The 15,494-nt window shown below is 41.4% G+C and carries 18 protein-coding genes; 5 read left to right on the top strand and 13 right to left on the bottom strand.

Translation table 11 applies throughout. The annotated features are described in order from the left end of the window. Positions 1-57 precede the first annotated feature (57 nt). The 4 genes from PULV_RS14595 to PULV_RS14610 all read right to left on the bottom strand — a co-directional run bounded on the left by PULV_RS14595 (position 58) and on the right by PULV_RS14610 (position 3,754). A complete protein-coding gene (locus PULV_RS14595) occupies positions 58-741 on the bottom strand; it encodes a response regulator transcription factor (protein WP_086745667.1) in 684 nt (227 codons plus the stop codon). Next, positions 738-2,345 carry a HAMP domain-containing sensor histidine kinase gene (locus PULV_RS14600; RefSeq protein ID WP_193332118.1) on the bottom strand — a complete coding sequence of 536 codons (1,608 nt, stop codon included), beginning with the start codon at positions 2,343-2,345 and terminating at the stop codon, positions 738-740. Before PULV_RS14600 ends, PULV_RS14595 begins: the two co-directional genes overlap by 4 nt. A gap of 82 nt (positions 2,346-2,427) precedes the next feature. Continuing rightward, positions 2,428-3,126 (bottom strand): carbonic anhydrase family protein, encoded by a 699-nt coding sequence (locus PULV_RS14605; protein WP_086745665.1) that lies wholly within the window; start codon positions 3,124-3,126, stop codon positions 2,428-2,430. 442 nt (positions 3,127-3,568) lie between these two features. Beyond that, entirely contained in the window at positions 3,569-3,754 is a 186-nt protein-coding gene (locus tag PULV_RS14610; protein ID WP_193332157.1) for a hypothetical protein, read from the bottom strand. Positions 3,755-3,983: 229 nt separating this feature from the next. Between PULV_RS14610 and PULV_RS14615 the strand changes: the two genes are divergently transcribed. Further along, positions 3,984-4,853 (top strand): diacylglycerol/lipid kinase family protein, encoded by an 870-nt coding sequence (locus tag PULV_RS14615; RefSeq protein WP_193332119.1) that lies wholly within the window; start codon positions 3,984-3,986, stop codon positions 4,851-4,853. A 22-nt stretch (positions 4,854-4,875) separates the two neighbouring features. Here the strand turns inward: PULV_RS14615 and PULV_RS14620 are convergent, their stop codons facing one another. Continuing rightward, on the bottom strand, positions 4,876-5,799 hold the full coding sequence (locus tag PULV_RS14620; RefSeq protein WP_086745663.1) for a DMT family transporter: 924 nt from the start codon (positions 5,797-5,799) through the stop codon (positions 4,876-4,878). 105 nt (positions 5,800-5,904) lie between these two features. On the opposite strand from PULV_RS14620, the gene PULV_RS14625 reads away from it, so the two are divergent. Further along, positions 5,905-7,365: an aminotransferase-like domain-containing protein gene (locus PULV_RS14625; RefSeq protein ID WP_193332120.1), complete on the top strand. Its 1,461-nt coding sequence runs from the start codon at positions 5,905-5,907 to the stop codon at positions 7,363-7,365. Between the two features lie 56 nt (positions 7,366-7,421). On the opposite strand, the gene PULV_RS14630 is transcribed toward PULV_RS14625, so the two are convergent. Then, positions 7,422-8,216 (bottom strand): YggN family protein, encoded by a 795-nt coding sequence (locus PULV_RS14630; protein ID WP_227009412.1) that lies wholly within the window; start codon positions 8,214-8,216, stop codon positions 7,422-7,424. Between the two features lie 291 nt (positions 8,217-8,507). Here PULV_RS14630 and PULV_RS14635 point away from each other — a divergent pair, with 291 nt between their 5' ends. Beyond that, on the top strand, positions 8,508-8,699 hold the full coding sequence (locus PULV_RS14635; protein WP_176365240.1) for a PA3496 family putative envelope integrity protein: 192 nt from the start codon (positions 8,508-8,510) through the stop codon (positions 8,697-8,699). A gap of 42 nt (positions 8,700-8,741) precedes the next feature. Here PULV_RS14635 and PULV_RS14640 read toward each other — a convergent pair whose 3' ends face one another. Further along, positions 8,742-9,236 (bottom strand): glutathione peroxidase, encoded by a 495-nt coding sequence (locus tag PULV_RS14640; RefSeq protein ID WP_086745660.1) that lies wholly within the window; start codon positions 9,234-9,236, stop codon positions 8,742-8,744. A gap of 31 nt (positions 9,237-9,267) precedes the next feature. Further along, positions 9,268-10,140, bottom strand: a complete 873-nt coding sequence (locus PULV_RS14645) for a LysR family transcriptional regulator (protein WP_193332121.1) — start codon at positions 10,138-10,140, stop codon at positions 9,268-9,270. A 164-nt stretch (positions 10,141-10,304) separates the two neighbouring features. Here PULV_RS14645 and PULV_RS14650 point away from each other — a divergent pair, with 164 nt between their 5' ends. Then, positions 10,305-11,474 carry an iron-containing alcohol dehydrogenase gene (locus PULV_RS14650; RefSeq protein WP_193332122.1) on the top strand — a complete coding sequence of 390 codons (1,170 nt, stop codon included), beginning with the start codon at positions 10,305-10,307 and terminating at the stop codon, positions 11,472-11,474. 74 nt (positions 11,475-11,548) lie between these two features. Here the strand turns inward: PULV_RS14650 and PULV_RS14655 are convergent, their stop codons facing one another. From PULV_RS14655 to PULV_RS14665, 3 genes are read right to left on the bottom strand one after another with little or no spacing between them, the layout of a single operon-like run. After that, positions 11,549-11,848 carry an AzlD domain-containing protein gene (locus tag PULV_RS14655; RefSeq protein WP_193332123.1) on the bottom strand — a complete coding sequence of 100 codons (300 nt, stop codon included), beginning with the start codon at positions 11,846-11,848 and terminating at the stop codon, positions 11,549-11,551. Next, positions 11,827-12,540: an AzlC family ABC transporter permease gene (locus PULV_RS14660; protein WP_193332124.1), complete on the bottom strand. Its 714-nt coding sequence runs from the start codon at positions 12,538-12,540 to the stop codon at positions 11,827-11,829. Before PULV_RS14660 ends, PULV_RS14655 begins: the two co-directional genes overlap by 22 nt. Next, a complete protein-coding gene (locus tag PULV_RS14665; protein ID WP_086745655.1) occupies positions 12,541-13,374 on the bottom strand; it encodes an AraC family transcriptional regulator in 834 nt (277 codons plus the stop codon). Positions 13,375-13,545: 171 nt separating this feature from the next. Between PULV_RS14665 and PULV_RS14670 the strand changes: the two genes are divergently transcribed. Beyond that, on the top strand, positions 13,546-14,226 hold the full coding sequence (locus PULV_RS14670; protein ID WP_193332125.1) for a cytochrome b/b6 domain-containing protein: 681 nt from the start codon (positions 13,546-13,548) through the stop codon (positions 14,224-14,226). A gap of 57 nt (positions 14,227-14,283) precedes the next feature. On the opposite strand, the gene PULV_RS14675 is transcribed toward PULV_RS14670, so the two are convergent. Together PULV_RS14675 and PULV_RS14680 are read right to left on the bottom strand one after the other, a co-directional pair. Next, positions 14,284-14,727, bottom strand: a complete 444-nt coding sequence (locus PULV_RS14675; RefSeq protein WP_086745653.1) for a c-type cytochrome — start codon at positions 14,725-14,727, stop codon at positions 14,284-14,286. A 130-nt stretch (positions 14,728-14,857) separates the two neighbouring features. Next, a complete protein-coding gene (locus tag PULV_RS14680) occupies positions 14,858-15,328 on the bottom strand; it encodes a DUF2721 domain-containing protein (RefSeq protein WP_086745843.1) in 471 nt (156 codons plus the stop codon). Between the last annotated feature and the right edge of the window lie 166 nt (positions 15,329-15,494).

The raw sequence follows: 15,494 nt of genomic DNA on the forward strand, positions 1-15,494 counted from the left end.
AGTGCATCTAGGCAGGATAAAATGCCAGCAAGTACAGTCATTACTGGCATAAATACGTTATTCAACTAAAACTAAGCGGTATCCAATGCCTCGTTTAGTTTCTATCATGCTCTCGCCTTTGCTTTCGATGGTTAGCTTTTTACGTAATTTACCAATGTACACATCGACGACGTTTGTCATTGGGTCCATTTCCATTCCCCAGACATTACTTAAAATACGTTCGCGGCTCAGGTATTTTCCTGTATTTGTCATTAAGAGCTCTAAAATAGCCATCTCTTTGACTGTCAGTGAAATTTCTTCGTTATCTAGCGAGACAATATAGCTGGCACGGTCGAAATTAAGTGGACCGAACTCAAGTGTATCTGTGTTTTTAATTTCGTTAGGGGTGCGACGAGTAACAGCTTCAATTCGTGCGAGTAACTCATCATAAGCAAAGGGCTTTGTGACATAATCATCAGCGCCTAAACGCAAGCCTTTGATAATATCTTGCGACTCATCCATTGCGGTTAGCATAATAATGGGGACTTGATTCTTTTTGATTCGAAGCGCTTGGCATACTTCGAGACCGTTTAAACTTGGTAGCATGATATCGAGCAAGATAAGTTGAAAATCACCTTCTTGAGCTAACTCAAGACCTTCTCGACCATCGCAGGCTCGAACAATAAAATACCCTTCTGCGCGAAGCCCGCGCTCTAAAAAGCTTGCAACGCGATCATCATCTTCTACTAATAATATTCTCATGCTGTTTCAACACCTAAAATGGGCAACAAGACTGTTGCGGTACAGCCTTGACCATGACTATTGGGCTGTAATGAAATATGGCCGCCATGACCATCTATTATGGCTTTTGCTACGGGTAATCCTAATCCCGAACCTGGGGTTTGGCCACGATTTCCACGGTAAAAGCGTTCAAAAACTTGCTGCTGTTCTTCTTTGGGGATCCCCATGCCTTGATCGATTACCTTAATCACCACTAGCTCTTCACGGATCAGCAGATGAATTTCTGTACAGGTTTGGCTTGGGGAGTAGGCCAGTGCATTTTCTAATAAAATCATCAGTACTTGGCGTAAACGGCGTTCATCGGCATCAATAAATGCCTCTTGATTGGCCAAAAACAAAGTGATTTCTTGTTGTTGAGCATTGGCTTTTCGTTGATAAACTTGCTGGATGTCGGTCAGTAAATTTTTTAAATCAAACTGATGGATGTTGAGTTTTAATTGCCCGGCACTTGAGCGGGCAACCAGCATTAAATCTTCGATTAAGGCGGTTGTATGTTGTACCTCATCGACCACGCGCTGCAATACTTCTTTGTAGTCTGGCAATTGAGCGGATTGGCTGCGTAATAATACTTCGGACTCACCACGAATGATGGTCAGTGGTGTGCGCAGTTCATGGCTAATATCAGCTAAAAACTGTCGACGTTGCTGGTCGACTAAGGCTAGCTTTTGATTTGATCGCTCAAGATCTTGTGTTCGCTGTGCGACTTTTTCTTCAAGTGAGCGTTTAGCTTCATTTAGCTGCGCTTGTTGGCTGGCCAGTTGTGACGCCATGCTGTTTAGTGCATCACCTAAGTACTGAAATTCAAAATCGCTTAGGGCATTAATTCGATGAGCGAGGTTACCATCGCTGTATTGGCTGGTTGCAGTATGCAATTGTTTGGTGGCATCGTTAATGCGGCGCCAAAAATACCAAAAGGTCATTAAAGTAAATAAGCTCATCGCGGCAAGAGCGGCAGCCAGTGCTTGATTGCTAAAATGATAAAGAGTGTTTACATCGTTGCGAATTTGTTGTGCCAGAGCTTGTTCTTGCGACACGGCTTTATTAATTAGTTGATTAAACTCTTTATCGACATTTTGCTTTTGTAGCAAATTGAAAAGCTGATTGGCATCGACGAGTTTATCCTGCGCGACTAAAAACTTTATTTCATTGTTAGTATTAATGATTTGCTCGACTTTTTGCGTAATGAGGTCGAGCATTTGTAGTTCTTTATTGGCGCTATCTAAATGACTAAGGGCGATTTTTTTTAATAAATTATCACGCACAGAAAATAATGCGCCGCGTAATTGTTGTTCATTTTCTTCTCGTAACTGTGGGGTTTGTACTCGACCGGTGCGGACAATTTCGCCCATAGCGATGAGTTTTTCGAGACTGAGTTTTGCGATTAGAGAGTATTGCGTGAGTACTTCGTGAGTGAGATCTGATTGCTTGGCGTGTTTGCTGTAGCGTTCTGAGCTATCGAAATACAGCCAGCCGATAAGGCAGCTAAACAAAAAAATCACACTAAAAGCAAATAAGAGCTTATGTGTGAGGCGGCTATGGAGATGTCTTTTTTGTTTCGGCTTCAAGCTTAGTTCCGCACATTAAATGAAAACTCGTTACTGCATTAGTGCAATTTGGCGCAGTAACGAGTTGATGGGCAAGTAATAATTAGTTAAATGTTACTTCACCAGTCGCGACGTTATGCATTGCGCCGACTACTTTTACTTTACCTTGTTTTACCAAATCAGCAATAACAGGGCTGCGATCTAAAATGTTTTGCACTGTTAGCTCAACATTTTTGTCTGCGACAGCTTGTACGAATGCTTTGTTTTTAGAGCTACGTACACCTGGGATATCTGTTGTTGCGTAAATTGCTGGAGCGATATTGCTTAAAGTATGCGTTAGGTTGCCTAATTCGACATTGTCACATGCACCTTTAACAGCACCACACTCAGTGTGACCTAAAACAACCACTACTTTAGAGCCAGCAACAGCGGTTGCAAACTCAACACTACCAAGAATATCAGTATTTACAAAGTTACCTGCAATACGGGCAGAAAAAATATCGCCAATACCCGCATCAAACACTAATTCGTGTGGTACGCGAGAATCGATACAACCAATAACGGTGGCGTAGGGGTATTGACCTGCGCCTGTCGCTGCCACTTGTTTTGCTAAATCACGCTCTAACATTGAGCCTGATACAAAACGTTTGTTGCCATCTTTTAACATTTGTAATGCTTGATCTGGTGAGATCGCGCTTTGTGAAGCGGCTGTTTGTGCAGGAACTGCTGCAACAGTACTAAATGATGAAATCGATAAACCTAAACCTAGGCTTGCCGCTAAAACAAATTTATTAAAAGACATGTTGTGTTTCCCGTTGTGTAACTTTGTATTAAAAATTAAGTGCGTTCCTGTCCCCTGAAAATACCCCTCAAAATCAGCGTGGAGATGGGATACATCTACTCACTGATGATGAGAGGTAATACAGGAACGCGACAAAATTATATGGAGAAGGTGTAAAAATAGCCTGTTGAAAGGATTAAAATTGCTTAATGGCAAAGTAAACTTATCTTAAATAAGTATCAGTGGTGAGTTGCGGATGAATTATTCTGTATGTGTGATGACACACGTTTATTCAGTGGAATATTGAGGGAGGACTTAACTGGTTTTGGGTGAGTTTGCCCTTAAATAAAATAATGAAGATGCAATCAATTAGCATGTACGGTGAATGAATAAAATGGTTGGGTTTTAATCATTCACTTATACGAGATTGCATCGTCAAGAAAAGTAACATAGGGATTACTTTTTATTTGTATTTTACTGCATTGGCTAATGCGAGTTTTCTTCCGTAACTGTTTAATTTTAAAATTAACTTAGCACGCTTGCTGTTGCTTTTTGTGACTTGGCTGATGCCTTGGCTTTGTGCATTTATGTTTACTGATGTCATTACTTTTCTCGTCTTGGTTTGGATAACTTGTTGACTATTTTGCACACAATTATCTTGCTTTACTAATGAGAATATTTACTTTTTAGGTATGAAAAAATCTAATGAATGTCTCTTGTCTTTTCGTGGTGAATAATTAGCGTTTTTTTATGAATAAAAGTAGGTTTTAACGCTGTAAAAGTGCATAACTAAATGTTTATGCGTCAAAAGAGGTCGCATTTGTGATGCAACTCGGTATGCTAAAAAAGTTTTATTATCGGTTAAGAAATCTAATCAAGTGCAGGCTAATCTTTATTTAATCGTTACCAACCCATTTTATCATGCCAAAAAGCGGCAATTACTTAATTGGTTATTGCATGAGTTGGCTGTGAGGAAATTGAACTATGTGTTTTACGAAACTCACGTAGATCTGGACGAGAATCAGCATTATTTTTCTGAACAGTTACCGCATTGTAGCAAAGTAGTGGTTTTAGGAGGGGATGGCACACTGCATCTTACAGTCAATGCGATGGCCGGTTTTGACTTACCTTTGGCGCTGCTACCTTGTGGCACAGGTAATGATTTTGCTCGAGGATTAGGTTGGTCTGTGGCGCAATTTAAGCAAGCCGTTTTTTCAGAGCGCGTGCAATCCATTGATCTTGGCATGATAAATCAACGGCGATTTATTAACATTGCCGGGATCGGTTTTGATGGCGCGGTGGTGGCGAGTCAAGGGCGTTATCAGCGAACGGTTTGGTCTCAGTTGCATTATTTACGTTTAGCATTAAAGCAACTTGTTGTTTATAAGGGAGCTTTTATTGCATTGCAATTTTTAGGAAGAGAGCGCAGTTATCGAAATTTCATGACGGTGTTTGCCAACGGCCAATATTTTGCAGGTGGCATGAAGATAGCTCCGTTAGCGCAGGTTTCAAGTGGCCATTTACATTGTGTGATGATCGAAGAGCTGAGCATGCTCAAAAAAGTACTCTATTTAAGCAAAGTGTATTTTGGGACTCATTTGCGGGCTCGTGCCGTTAATACCTGTGATGCAGCAGAGTTCAAAGTCGATACGTCAGGGTTAGCTATTGAAGCTGATGGCGAATTTATTGGGTATACGCCAGCTATAATCGAGGTCATTCCTAATGGTCTTAAATTACAGGCACCGTAAAAAAGGGCCGAAGCCCTTTTGGTTAGTGCGCTTTTACAACACTCACTGGGGATGAGCCGAACAGCGCCTTGAGCTTTTGAACCGGTGTCAGCACTATGGCATTGCCTAATAACACACAGCTGAAACCAAGAATCGTATTGTTAGTCCAAATAAATCCTTCAAAGTATGTACTTAACACCACTGCGACCAATGGAAATAACACAATCACATAACTGGCTTTTTCAGGCCCAATTTCTTTGAGTAATGCAAAGTAGCAGCCAAACGCAATGACAGTGCCAAATACAGACAAGTAAATAAGTGAAATCAGGTAGCTCGGGGTGGTCGATATCGACATTTGGGCACCAGTGAGGTTTATATAAATCAATAATAAAACCGCACTGTACAACATGCCCCATGCATTGCCTTGCAAAACAGGGATCTGTGCATGGGAATTGCGAACACTAATCATATTGCCAATAGAAGCGGCGAATGTGCCGGCCAGTGATAAAAGTAAACCAATCACCGCACCATTTGAAAACGTTAAATCAGCCAGATCAGCCCAAAACAGTACAATGATCCCGATTACACCCAGACACGCACCCAGATAAATACGCAGTGCAATGGGCTTACCAAAAAAGATTCGTGTATTAATGATGTTCATCAATAGCAGCAGTGAAAATGCAATAGACGTCATGGCTGAGGTCAAATAAGCCTGTGCCCAGTACAAGATTAAATAGTTTGCACCAAAGTTAAACACTGCCAGCAGGATAAAAAAACCATGTTGTTTAACAGGGTAACGCATGGGGAGTTTTTTGATTGTGCAAAAGATCCACATCAATGCCGCAGCGAGTGCAAATCGGTAGAATAATGACACTTCAACAGCAACATCACCAAGTTGGAACTCAATCGCAAACCAAGTTGAGCCCCAAATCAGCACAGTCACCAGGTAGAGCAAAGTCGTTTTCATAGCGTAATTAGTCTTTTTTAGGGGAGATGGTGGGAAGTTTAACGTTTCTGTGTATAGTTAACATATACAGATAAATGAAAATGTAACCTATACAGATTTGCGCTTATGTCGACTATTGTTAATCGTGAAAAAACAGAATTCTTATATCAGCAAGTAGCACAGCTCATTCGTGAGATGAAAGCACAAAATACTTTGCAAGCGGGGCAGAAATTGCCTTCGCTACGAAATATGGCAGCGAAATTAAATGTCAGTATTCCTACTGTTAAACAAGCTTATTTAGAGTTAGAGCAACAAGGACTGATAGAAGCAAAGTCGAAATCAGGTTATTTCTTAAAAGCGATGGATTCACAGTATGATAAACCCAAACGTCGTCGCCTTTCATCACAACCGATAGCGGTCAACAAACAATCACTCATTGAACAAGTGTATGAAGCTATACATCGTAAAGGTGTGATCCCTTTTGGTATTGCCAACCCGATTGCCGCCCGTTCGACCGATAAAGCATTAGCACGTACTATGCGCAGGGTGATGACAATGTCTGGTCATCAAGGTATCAATTATGGTGCCATGGATGGGTTTGCCCCGTTAAAAAAGCAGCTTATTTATCGATATTTAGATGTCGGTATCGGGGTCGATTTTGATGAGTTAATCATCACAAATGGCGCGCAAGAAGCATTAGCGATTGCTTTGCAATGTGTTGCAAAACCCGGTGATGTGATTGCTATTGAGTCACCGACCTATTTTGGCATCATTGAGCTGATTGAAAATTTGGGCCTTAAAGCCATTGAGATTCCAATTTGTAGCGAAAAAGGTATTTGGCTTGAAGATTTAAGTAACGCACTACAACAACACACGATCACGGCTTGTGTTTTTTCAACCGCATTGAATAATCCTGTCGGATCATTGATGCCAGAACAAAACCGCGCTGATTTAGTGGCGTTGCTTGAATCTCATGATGTGGTTCTCATTGAAGATGATGTCTACGGTGACTTGTATTTTAATGGCCCACGAGGCAAACCCGCGCAATATTACAGCAAAAAAGGATTGGTGATTTCGTGTGCTTCTTTTTCTAAAACAGCGGCCCCGAGTTATCGTATCGGTTGGTTAATCGCTGGTCGTTATGCGCAAAAAGCGTTAGGTTTAAAGCGCGCATTTAGCTGCTCTTCACCATTATTGAATCAGTGGGCGCTGTCTGAATTTTTAGCAAGCGGAGATTACGATCGGAATTTGGTCAAATTGCGGCAAATTTTACGTTCAAATAAAGAGCGGATGATCCACTTTGTATTGCAGCATTTTCCGGCAGGAACTTGCGTGAGCGATCCGCAAGGAGGATGTGTGCTGTGGGTGGAGTTCCCTGCGGGGATTGATGCAACTGCGCTGTTTCATCTTGCCTTAATGTATAATATTAGTATTACACCTGGCAGCATGTTTTCTGCGAGCAATAAGTATCAGCGCTGCGTTCGTTTAAGTTACGGTTTGCCATGGCGCGACGAGGTTGAGCGCGCGTTAATAAAACTGGGGGAGCTTGCCGCATCGCTGCAAATGAAAAAACAATCGGCCACTTAATGTGGCCGAATGCTGCTTGCTGATGACTGACAAGACTTGCTGTTGAGTACCGTTTTTTAGTGGTGGTTGGCAGCGAATAAATCATACCCTTTTAAGATAGGTAAGCTTTGTTGCAGTGTTTTTTCGGTCTGCGCGAGTTGCTCTATCGAGCCACAAAGTGCATCGGCACGCGCTTCAAGTTGATGTGCTTGCGCTTCAACTTTAAGTTCAATTTGCTCACCCATACGTGTCATGCGGTTTTCGAATTCTTCCATATTTCCGCCAGCACCTAGTAACTCAGAGCCGAGAGAGACGAGTAAGCTACCAATTGAATTCATTACGGCTTCTTCCATCGCACGCTCAATTTCTTGATCAAATTGCTCATCAAAGTGATTTTCAATATTGGTAAAGTTGCTTTGATCTATGACAAACGACCCATCTTGATAAAAGCTTTCATTAATTTTGACAGAGACTTCATCCATCAAGCGAGTCATGCTATCTGTGTTGTGTAAGCCAAATGCGGTGCCAACTTCATCAAGTGCGATACCTGCGATCTTTACCCCTTCTAAAGCAATTTCGGCGACTTGTGGCATGTTTGCCCGTAAGCCATCGGCATATTGCATCAGCATTGTTTGTTGAGCGGATGTGACATCGACTTCTTGCTGATTAATGAATAAACGACCTTGCTGGTCAATTTGCATGACTTGATGATCGTTGTTTTCAATCTCAAGTATATTGGGAGAGATTTTCAGTGTTTGTTGGATATCGATATTGCATGATTCAGACGATACGGTAAGGCCATCAACATTTGAGTGCGCCATTGCGGGTCCGACCATTAAAGCTGAGCTGAGTAAAATAATTGATTTCATCATTGCGTTTCCTGTTGTTTGTTCGTTTGGCTGCTTTGTTGACGTTATCTTTTCAATATCAATGCCAAAATAATTTTTTATTATTTTTCATGTTGTTATGTTTTTTAGCTGATATTGAGTGTTTAGATTGAGTGATGTAATTGACTACTTTTTAGTTAAAATGATGAATTTAACTATTTCGATTTGATATTTTCATCAACACGATAAAAATATTTTTCTTTGCTAAATTTTAATTTGGCGCTATTTATTCAACTTAGAAGTTAACTGTATAAATTCCTGTTTTTGGAGATAGGTGTGGGTAAAACGTATTCTTATGACGATTTTGATGACGCTTTCGATAGCGATGATGATTTTGAGCCAAGCAACAAGGCACAAAACGACAATCAAAAGCGTAAAGTAAAACGCAAAATCGATGATTACTTAGAGCAAAAGCGCTTAAGAAAGAATCTCGGTGACGATGATTTCGACAGTTATTTAAATGACTAGAATTTGATGAGAAGGGGCTTGTAAAGCCCCTTTTTCGTATGCTTAATTGAGGCTTGTTTGTGCGAGTGCTTGTTTAATATCTTGTTCTATTTTTTGTGGTGTCGTTGTGGGTGCATAGCGTTTTAACGGCTGCCCGTCTCTTGCAATTAAAAACTTCGTAAAGTTCCACTTAATCCATTTCCCGAAAGTCCCCGGTAACGCGTTTTTTAGGTAACTGAAAATAGGGTCGGTGTGTTCGCCATTTACATCCACTTTTTCCATTACAGGAAAGCTAACGCCATAATTAATCAAACAACCTTGGGCTATTTCTTCTGCGCTTCCAGGCTCCTGTTGGCGAAATTGATTGCATGGGAAGCCGAGTATTACCAGTCCTTGATCTTTATATTGCTGATACAAGGTTTCTAACCCTTCGTATTGAGGTGTCAGTCCACATTGACTGGCTGTATTGACTATCAGTACAACTTTTCCTTGATAGGCCGAAAAATCGATAGGTGCGCCTTGTAGGCTGGTGCTTTTAAATTGATAAATGTTTGTCATCTTCTTTCTTTTTATTTGATTTTAATGGTGTTTATCTAACTTGGCTAAAATGTTCAGTCAAGAATTCTATCAATAATCGAATGCGATGGGGCATTAGATCTTTACGTGGATACACTAACCAAGTCGCGTTATCGGTGACTTGATATTCATTTAGCAATGAGCAAAGCTTGCCAGCTTGCAGATAATCAGCAACTAAGTCTTGTGCAAGGTGCGCGATGCCTAAGCCAGCTAAACATGCATGCATCAAGGCATCACCATGGTTACTGCGCCAATTCCCTTGTACCTTCACTTCCTCGATTTTGTTGTCGATTTTAAACCGCCAGCGATTACCGATAGCGATGAGACAATTATGATCTTTGAGTTGCTTGGGATGAGTCGGTGCCTCATAAGAGGCTAGGTACTCAGGGCTTGCAACAAGCGTCATGGCTCGTTGCGTAAGTGGTCTGGCGATTAAGTTAGAATCTTGCATACGACCAAAGCGAATAGCAAGATCGAATCCTTCTTCAATTAAATTGACATTGCGGTTACTAAAGTCCATCTCGATGCTGACTTGTGGGTAGCGTTTTATAAACTCGGCTAATAAAGGTGCCACGGTGCGAGCCACAAACTCTCCTGCACCTGTGATACGAATATGCCCAATGGGTGATTGTTGATCCCCTTGCAATAGCGCATTGGCATCAAGCAACTCTTGGCGAATGGCCTTAAGTTTTGTGACATATTGGCGACCAGCGTCGGTGAGATGAATTGTGCGGGTGGTGCGTTTGATTAATTCAGTGCCAAGCCGTTGTTCGAGCTGGCTAATTTGTCTGCTAATGTGTGACGTTGACACATCCATATGTTTGGCTGCTAATGTGAAGCTGCCTTGTTCGACGACATGGAAAAATTCTTCAATACCTTGCCACATAACCTAATCTTTATTATTGATGAAAGTGCGATATATGTAGTGTAACGCATTTATTGTTGCAGCTGTGCAAAACTGATTCGCATAATTACGTCTTATCATTTTGTGATTGCCAGCTACAATTTGATTTTTGAAAATATCAATACCGTTAAATCCTGAGGATGGCCATGTTAAATTTTAGTTTTGTAAATAGTACGCAAATTCACTTTGGTGCCGAGCAAATTGCACAGGTAACTGATGAAATTCCGAAAGACGCGAAAGTATTAATGACTTATGGTGGTGGCAGCATTAAATCTAATGGTGTGTATGATCAGGTTGTTGCGGCATTGAAAGATCATACTTGGCAAGAGTTCTCAGGGATTGAGCCAAATCCTAGCTATCAAACCACAATGAAGGCGGTGGCGTTAATTAAAGAACATCAGCTTGATTATGTTTTAGCTGTTGGTGGTGGCTCAGTGATTGATGGTAGTAAGTTTATTGCCGCAGCTGCGTTATTTGATGGTGAGCCATGGGATATTTTAGCAAAAGGCGCCGAAATCAAAGCGGCACTGCCTTTAGGTGTTGTTTTAACGCTACCGGCAACTGGTTCAGAATCGAATACTTTTAGTGTGGTATCAAACCTAGATACAAACGATAAATTGCCTTTTGCTAGCCCATTTGTGCAGCCAAAATTTGCTGTACTCGATCCAAATGTGACTTTTTCATTGCCTCAGCGTCAACTAACTAACGGCATTGTGGATGCATTCGTTCACACTGTTGAGCAGTATTTGACTTACGATGTGAATGCGAAGGTACAAGATAGGTTTGCAGAAGGGTTGTTATTGACCTTAATTGAAGAAGGTCCAAAGGTATTCAGTGAGCCGCAAAATTATGATGTGCGCGCCAATGTGATGTGGGCAGCAACAATGGCATTAAATGGCTTAATTGGTGCGGGTGTACCACAAGATTGGTCTACACATATGTTGGGTCATGAAATTACTGCGGTATATGGACTAGATCATGCTCAGACATTAGCCATTGTTTTACCTAGAATGCTGGCTGAGCAACGCCAAGTCAAACAAGGTAAATTATTGCAGTATGCGCAGCGTGTATGGCAGTTAACACCAAAATCAGACGAACAATCTGATATTGATAGCGTGATAGATCAAGCAATATTAAAAACCGAAGCGTTTTTCCATAGTGTTGAAATGCCAACTCGTTTCAGTGATTATCAACTAGGAGCTGAAGTTGCCGATACTATTGTTGCGCAACTTGAGCGCCATGGCATGACAGCTTTAGGTGAGCATCAAGATGTGACGCTTGCCAAAAGCAAAGCTGTTTTACTTGCGAGTTTGTAAATAACAGCATCAAGATTAACAAGCCCAAAAGCAGCTGCATTTGGGCTTTTTTGTGCAACGAAGTAATTAAGCTCTTAGCGTAATAAAAAGAAGACTGCTAATCCAGCCAGTGATGTGTAGTAAATATTATTTGTTTTGGCTGCCACGGCAATGGCGACTATTGCTGCTGGAATATAAGGATTATGCCAAGTAAGGTTTAACGCCCCATCTTCTAATAACACAATCGGCACCCAAATTGCGGTCAGCACCGCAGGCGCGCTGTAGCTTAAAAACTGTTGTAGTTTTTGTCCTACTGTAAAAGGGAGAGCGCGGTGTAAAAATAAATATCGACTAACAAAAGTGACACAGGCCATTAAGAGGATAGTTGTGAGCATGATACCGCCTTATATTTTTTAATTAATCGCTCGCAACCATAACCTGCACTCATGCCCAGTAAAGCTGCCCCAACTAACCAGAGTTCGAACCCTAGGGCTTTAAACCATGCTGCAGCAGCCCCAGCGCTGCATACAGTAACAAAAATCGGCCAGCTTTTAATTCCTGGTATCACCAAGGCGATGAAAGTGGTCGCAATGGCGAAGTCGAGCCCCATATTGGTGAGATCAGGTAATAATGAGCCTGCGACAATGCCAAGAAAAGTCCAAAGATTCCAACAGATATAAAAACTAAACCCTGCACTGAGGGCGTAAATTAATCGAGTTTTTGTTTGATAGGCTTTTGGATGGTGTGATAACGCAAAAAGCTCATCCGTAAGTACAAAGCTTATCGGAAGGCGCCAGTGCAATGGCTGTGCGATAACTTTATGGCGAATACTCAAACCATATAAAAAATGCCGAGAGCTAATAATAAAGGTGGTAAATAAAATCGTCATTAAAGGGGTGTGTTGACTAATCAACTCAATGGCAACTAATTGCGCAGAACCAGCAAAAACCAGTAAAGACATCAGTTGAGTCTCAACGGCAGTGAAACCATTTTGAATGGCCAAGGATCCGCAGAGGACTCCCCATGGGATGACGGCTAAATTGAGCGGCAGCATGTCCAAAAAGCCTTTTAAGAGTGCTTTTTTCATTCATTTTACCTTTTGTATTTTAAAGAGTTGGCTATATCGACCTGGAGTCACTCCGAGATTGGCTTTAAAGTGACGATGAAAATGGCTTTGGTCATGAAAACCGCAAGCCTGTGCGGTATCTATTACTGTACTGCCTAGTTTGAGTAACTGTTTGGCTTTGTGTAAGCGCCGCTGAATTTGATATGCGTGCGGAGTGAGTGAAAACTGCTTTTTAAACTGACGTAAAAAGTGAAAAGGACTTAAATGACATAATGTGGCCAGTCGCTCTAGGCTTATCTCTTGTGTGCAGTATTCATCTAAAAATTGTTTTGAACGACTGAGATTCGCGTTGTTAGGCATTTGTTTGAGTGAACGAGGCGTGTGTTGACTGGCAAGCATTAGTTGCACCATAAAGGTATGAAACAAACTCTCTTTAAGTAAGGTGTTGCTAGGCTCGGTGAGCGCTTCTAATAAAATATGAAGTTGGCTTGCAAGTGTAGGAGATTGCAAGACAGCTTGATTAAAATAGGGTGCGCCACAGCGAGTGCCACTGAGCTGATGTGCAAGTTGTTCAAAGTGCTGTGGGGTTGGGTACATGGCGCGATAAGACCAGCCATGCTCTGTGGCTGTTTGACCATTATGCACCTGATCGGCATTCACTAATATGATGCTATTTTTCGGGGCGATATGGTCGTGACCACTACGGAAAAATTTCTGCGCGCCGCAATCTATCAAACCAATGGTGTAGCCTTCATGGCAATGACGAGAAAAGTTTTGCTGCTTAAAACTTGCTTGTAATACTTCTAAGCCATTGAGATCTGCATGGTAGTGAAAATGTGTTTGCTCTGAACTCATCCGCGCCTCATCCGATTGGTTAGTTGACTTTCAGTATATCGAAGCGAATCGACAAAGCTTGTAGAAAATTGCGCAATACGACGAAAATATCAGCGAGTTAATCGCGTCTTAATAGGCAATCACAGTTGTTCATGGCACTATAAAAATAGGTTTGATTACAAGATTTGAAATATGAATACAGATAACACACAACAGATTAAAGTTTGGGATGGCTTTGTCCGTTTTTTTCATTGGGCGTTAGTCAGTCTAATTGCTTTACTTTACTTCAGTGGTGAAGAAGGGTGGATGGCGATTCATTTTATCGCGGGATTCAGTGTGCTGACCTTAGTCTCGACACGATTAATTTGGGGCCTGATAGGCAGTGATACAGCAAAACTGAGCCATTTATTTCATGGGCCAAAAGCGGTCTGGCAGTCAATCAAATATGGCAAACAAACCATAGGTCATAATCCTGCTGGCAGTTATATGGTGTTATTGTTTTTTACTTTGGTTTTGGCACAAGCTGTCAGTGGGTTGATGACAACGGATGATATTTTGACGGACGGTCCTTTGGTTTCAGTTGTTGATTCATCTTGGGTGGAGCTTGCGAGTAGTTTGCATCGGTTGATTTTTGATGGATTATTGATTGCGATAGGTTTGCACATTGTGGCCATTGTTATTTATCGTTTACGTGGCAAGCCATTGGTCAAGGCGATGATCACTGGAAAAATGAATACGACTACTGCGGTCACAAGCGAGCAAGAAGCAATTAATATGAAATCGGGATGGGTCGCTTTTGTGATGTGGTTGGTTCTTGAAGCCATCATATTATCGACTTGGGGGCTAGAGTCGCTTAAAACTTTACTCGGTTAAACGAATAGGTAATAAAAAAAGCGCCTTAGGCGCTTTTTTTATTTTTAAAACAAAAACTTAATCTTTAAAGGTTTTATGGCAATCTTTACAGCCTTTAGCCCATGGGCCAAAAGCTTTACCAATGGCAGCTTTGTCGCCAGACTGCGCTGCAACGGCTAGCTTGTCTGCATAATCTTGAAAGGCAGTCGCTTTTTTCATGAACTCGTCATTTTGTGACCATACAGCTGCTAATGCGCTGGTCTCGCCTTTGTCAGTACCTGGACCAAATGCTTCCCATGGCATTTTTGATAATGCAGCAGCATTATCAGCACGCATTTGAAAGCGTTTTGCATCAAACGGAACTGCGCCTTTGAGCATATCACCCATATCACTGATCTGAACACGGATCATTGAAAAGGCTGCTTGACGGTATTCAATCGCGTCAGCTGGTTCTTCAAATACAGTGTTAGCCATAGTGGGAGCGCTCAGTAACGCGCCTAATAAAATAAGTGTTTTTTTCATTGATTCACCCCTGAACTAATTATTATTAACTTTAACAAACCTTTTTACCCTAAGCATGCAAAGGCTGCAATAAAATGCGTTTAATACATTACCTTAACATAATGACAGAAATTATAGTCCATATAAGTCCCTAATCATCAAGGTCGATATGAGTAAATATCATACCTCTGCGCATTGAGCGAGTGGCGAGAAAGACTTCAACCAGTAAAGAGAGCATCGCAAAAATTAACAATAGCATGGCCCCGACAAAGCTAATGCCGATGGTTATATTTAAATTCATCGACAGTAAGTGGCTCACAAATAAGGCCATTACAACGGTACAGACGAGTAATGCGCTCAGTACACTCAAGCTAAATGATATATGGATACAGCGGGCGCGTTTCCAAAGCGCTCTTAATTCTTTTGTTAAGAGATTTTTTAAAGTGTCATCTGAGGTTGTACGGACTTTTTTTTCTAGTTGACGAGCTCGGTCGGTAATCCGGGCTAATCGGTTTGATAAAACACCCAATGTGGCCGCGACTCCGGTAATTAAAAATACCGGAGCAACTGCCGTTTGGATGAGTTTTGCCATTGTAAGGATGTTTAGCGCGTCAGGAGTCATGGTATCTGCCTTTATTAATCTCATCTCACTATGCCTTGTTTGAAATGGGTCTGCAATTGATCTACGTCTGTTGATTATTTTTGTCATGAGATAATTTTGAAAACCATTGTAAACAGCGTGTTGTAAGTCTGTTTCGTGCGGTGTACCTTGCTCAGGCTCAAAATAA

It is taken from the genome of Pseudoalteromonas ulvae UL12 (assembly GCF_014925405.1).
Classification (GTDB): domain Bacteria; phylum Pseudomonadota; class Gammaproteobacteria; order Enterobacterales; family Alteromonadaceae; genus Pseudoalteromonas; species Pseudoalteromonas ulvae.

Coding starts and splice junctions, on each gene's coding strand:
- PULV_RS14595 (WP_086745667.1), bottom strand. CDS start 741: ATGAGAATATTATTAGTAGAAGATGATGATCGCGTTGCAAGCTTTTTA.
- PULV_RS14605 (WP_086745665.1), bottom strand. CDS start 3,126: ATGTCTTTTAATAAATTTGTTTTAGCGGCAAGCCTAGGTTTAGGTTTA.
- PULV_RS14620 (WP_086745663.1), bottom strand. CDS start 5,799: ATGAAAACGACTTTGCTCTACCTGGTGACTGTGCTGATTTGGGGCTCA.
- PULV_RS14625 (WP_193332120.1), top strand. CDS start 5,905: ATGTCGACTATTGTTAATCGTGAAAAAACAGAATTCTTATATCAGCAA.
- PULV_RS14630 (WP_227009412.1), bottom strand. CDS start 8,216: ATGATGAAATCAATTATTTTACTCAGCTCAGCTTTAATGGTCGGACCC.
- PULV_RS14640 (WP_086745660.1), bottom strand. CDS start 9,236: ATGACAAACATTTATCAATTTAAAAGCACCAGCCTACAAGGCGCACCT.
- PULV_RS14645 (WP_193332121.1), bottom strand. CDS start 10,140: ATGTGGCAAGGTATTGAAGAATTTTTCCATGTCGTCGAACAAGGCAGC.
- PULV_RS14650 (WP_193332122.1), top strand. CDS start 10,305: ATGTTAAATTTTAGTTTTGTAAATAGTACGCAAATTCACTTTGGTGCC.
- PULV_RS14655 (WP_193332123.1), bottom strand. CDS start 11,848: ATGCTCACAACTATCCTCTTAATGGCCTGTGTCACTTTTGTTAGTCGA.
- PULV_RS14660 (WP_193332124.1), bottom strand. CDS start 12,540: ATGAAAAAAGCACTCTTAAAAGGCTTTTTGGACATGCTGCCGCTCAAT.
- PULV_RS14665 (WP_086745655.1), bottom strand. CDS start 13,374: ATGAGTTCAGAGCAAACACATTTTCACTACCATGCAGATCTCAATGGC.
- PULV_RS14670 (WP_193332125.1), top strand. CDS start 13,546: ATGAATACAGATAACACACAACAGATTAAAGTTTGGGATGGCTTTGTC.
- PULV_RS14675 (WP_086745653.1), bottom strand. CDS start 14,727: ATGAAAAAAACACTTATTTTATTAGGCGCGTTACTGAGCGCTCCCACT.
- PULV_RS14680 (WP_086745843.1), bottom strand. CDS start 15,328: ATGACTCCTGACGCGCTAAACATCCTTACAATGGCAAAACTCATCCAA.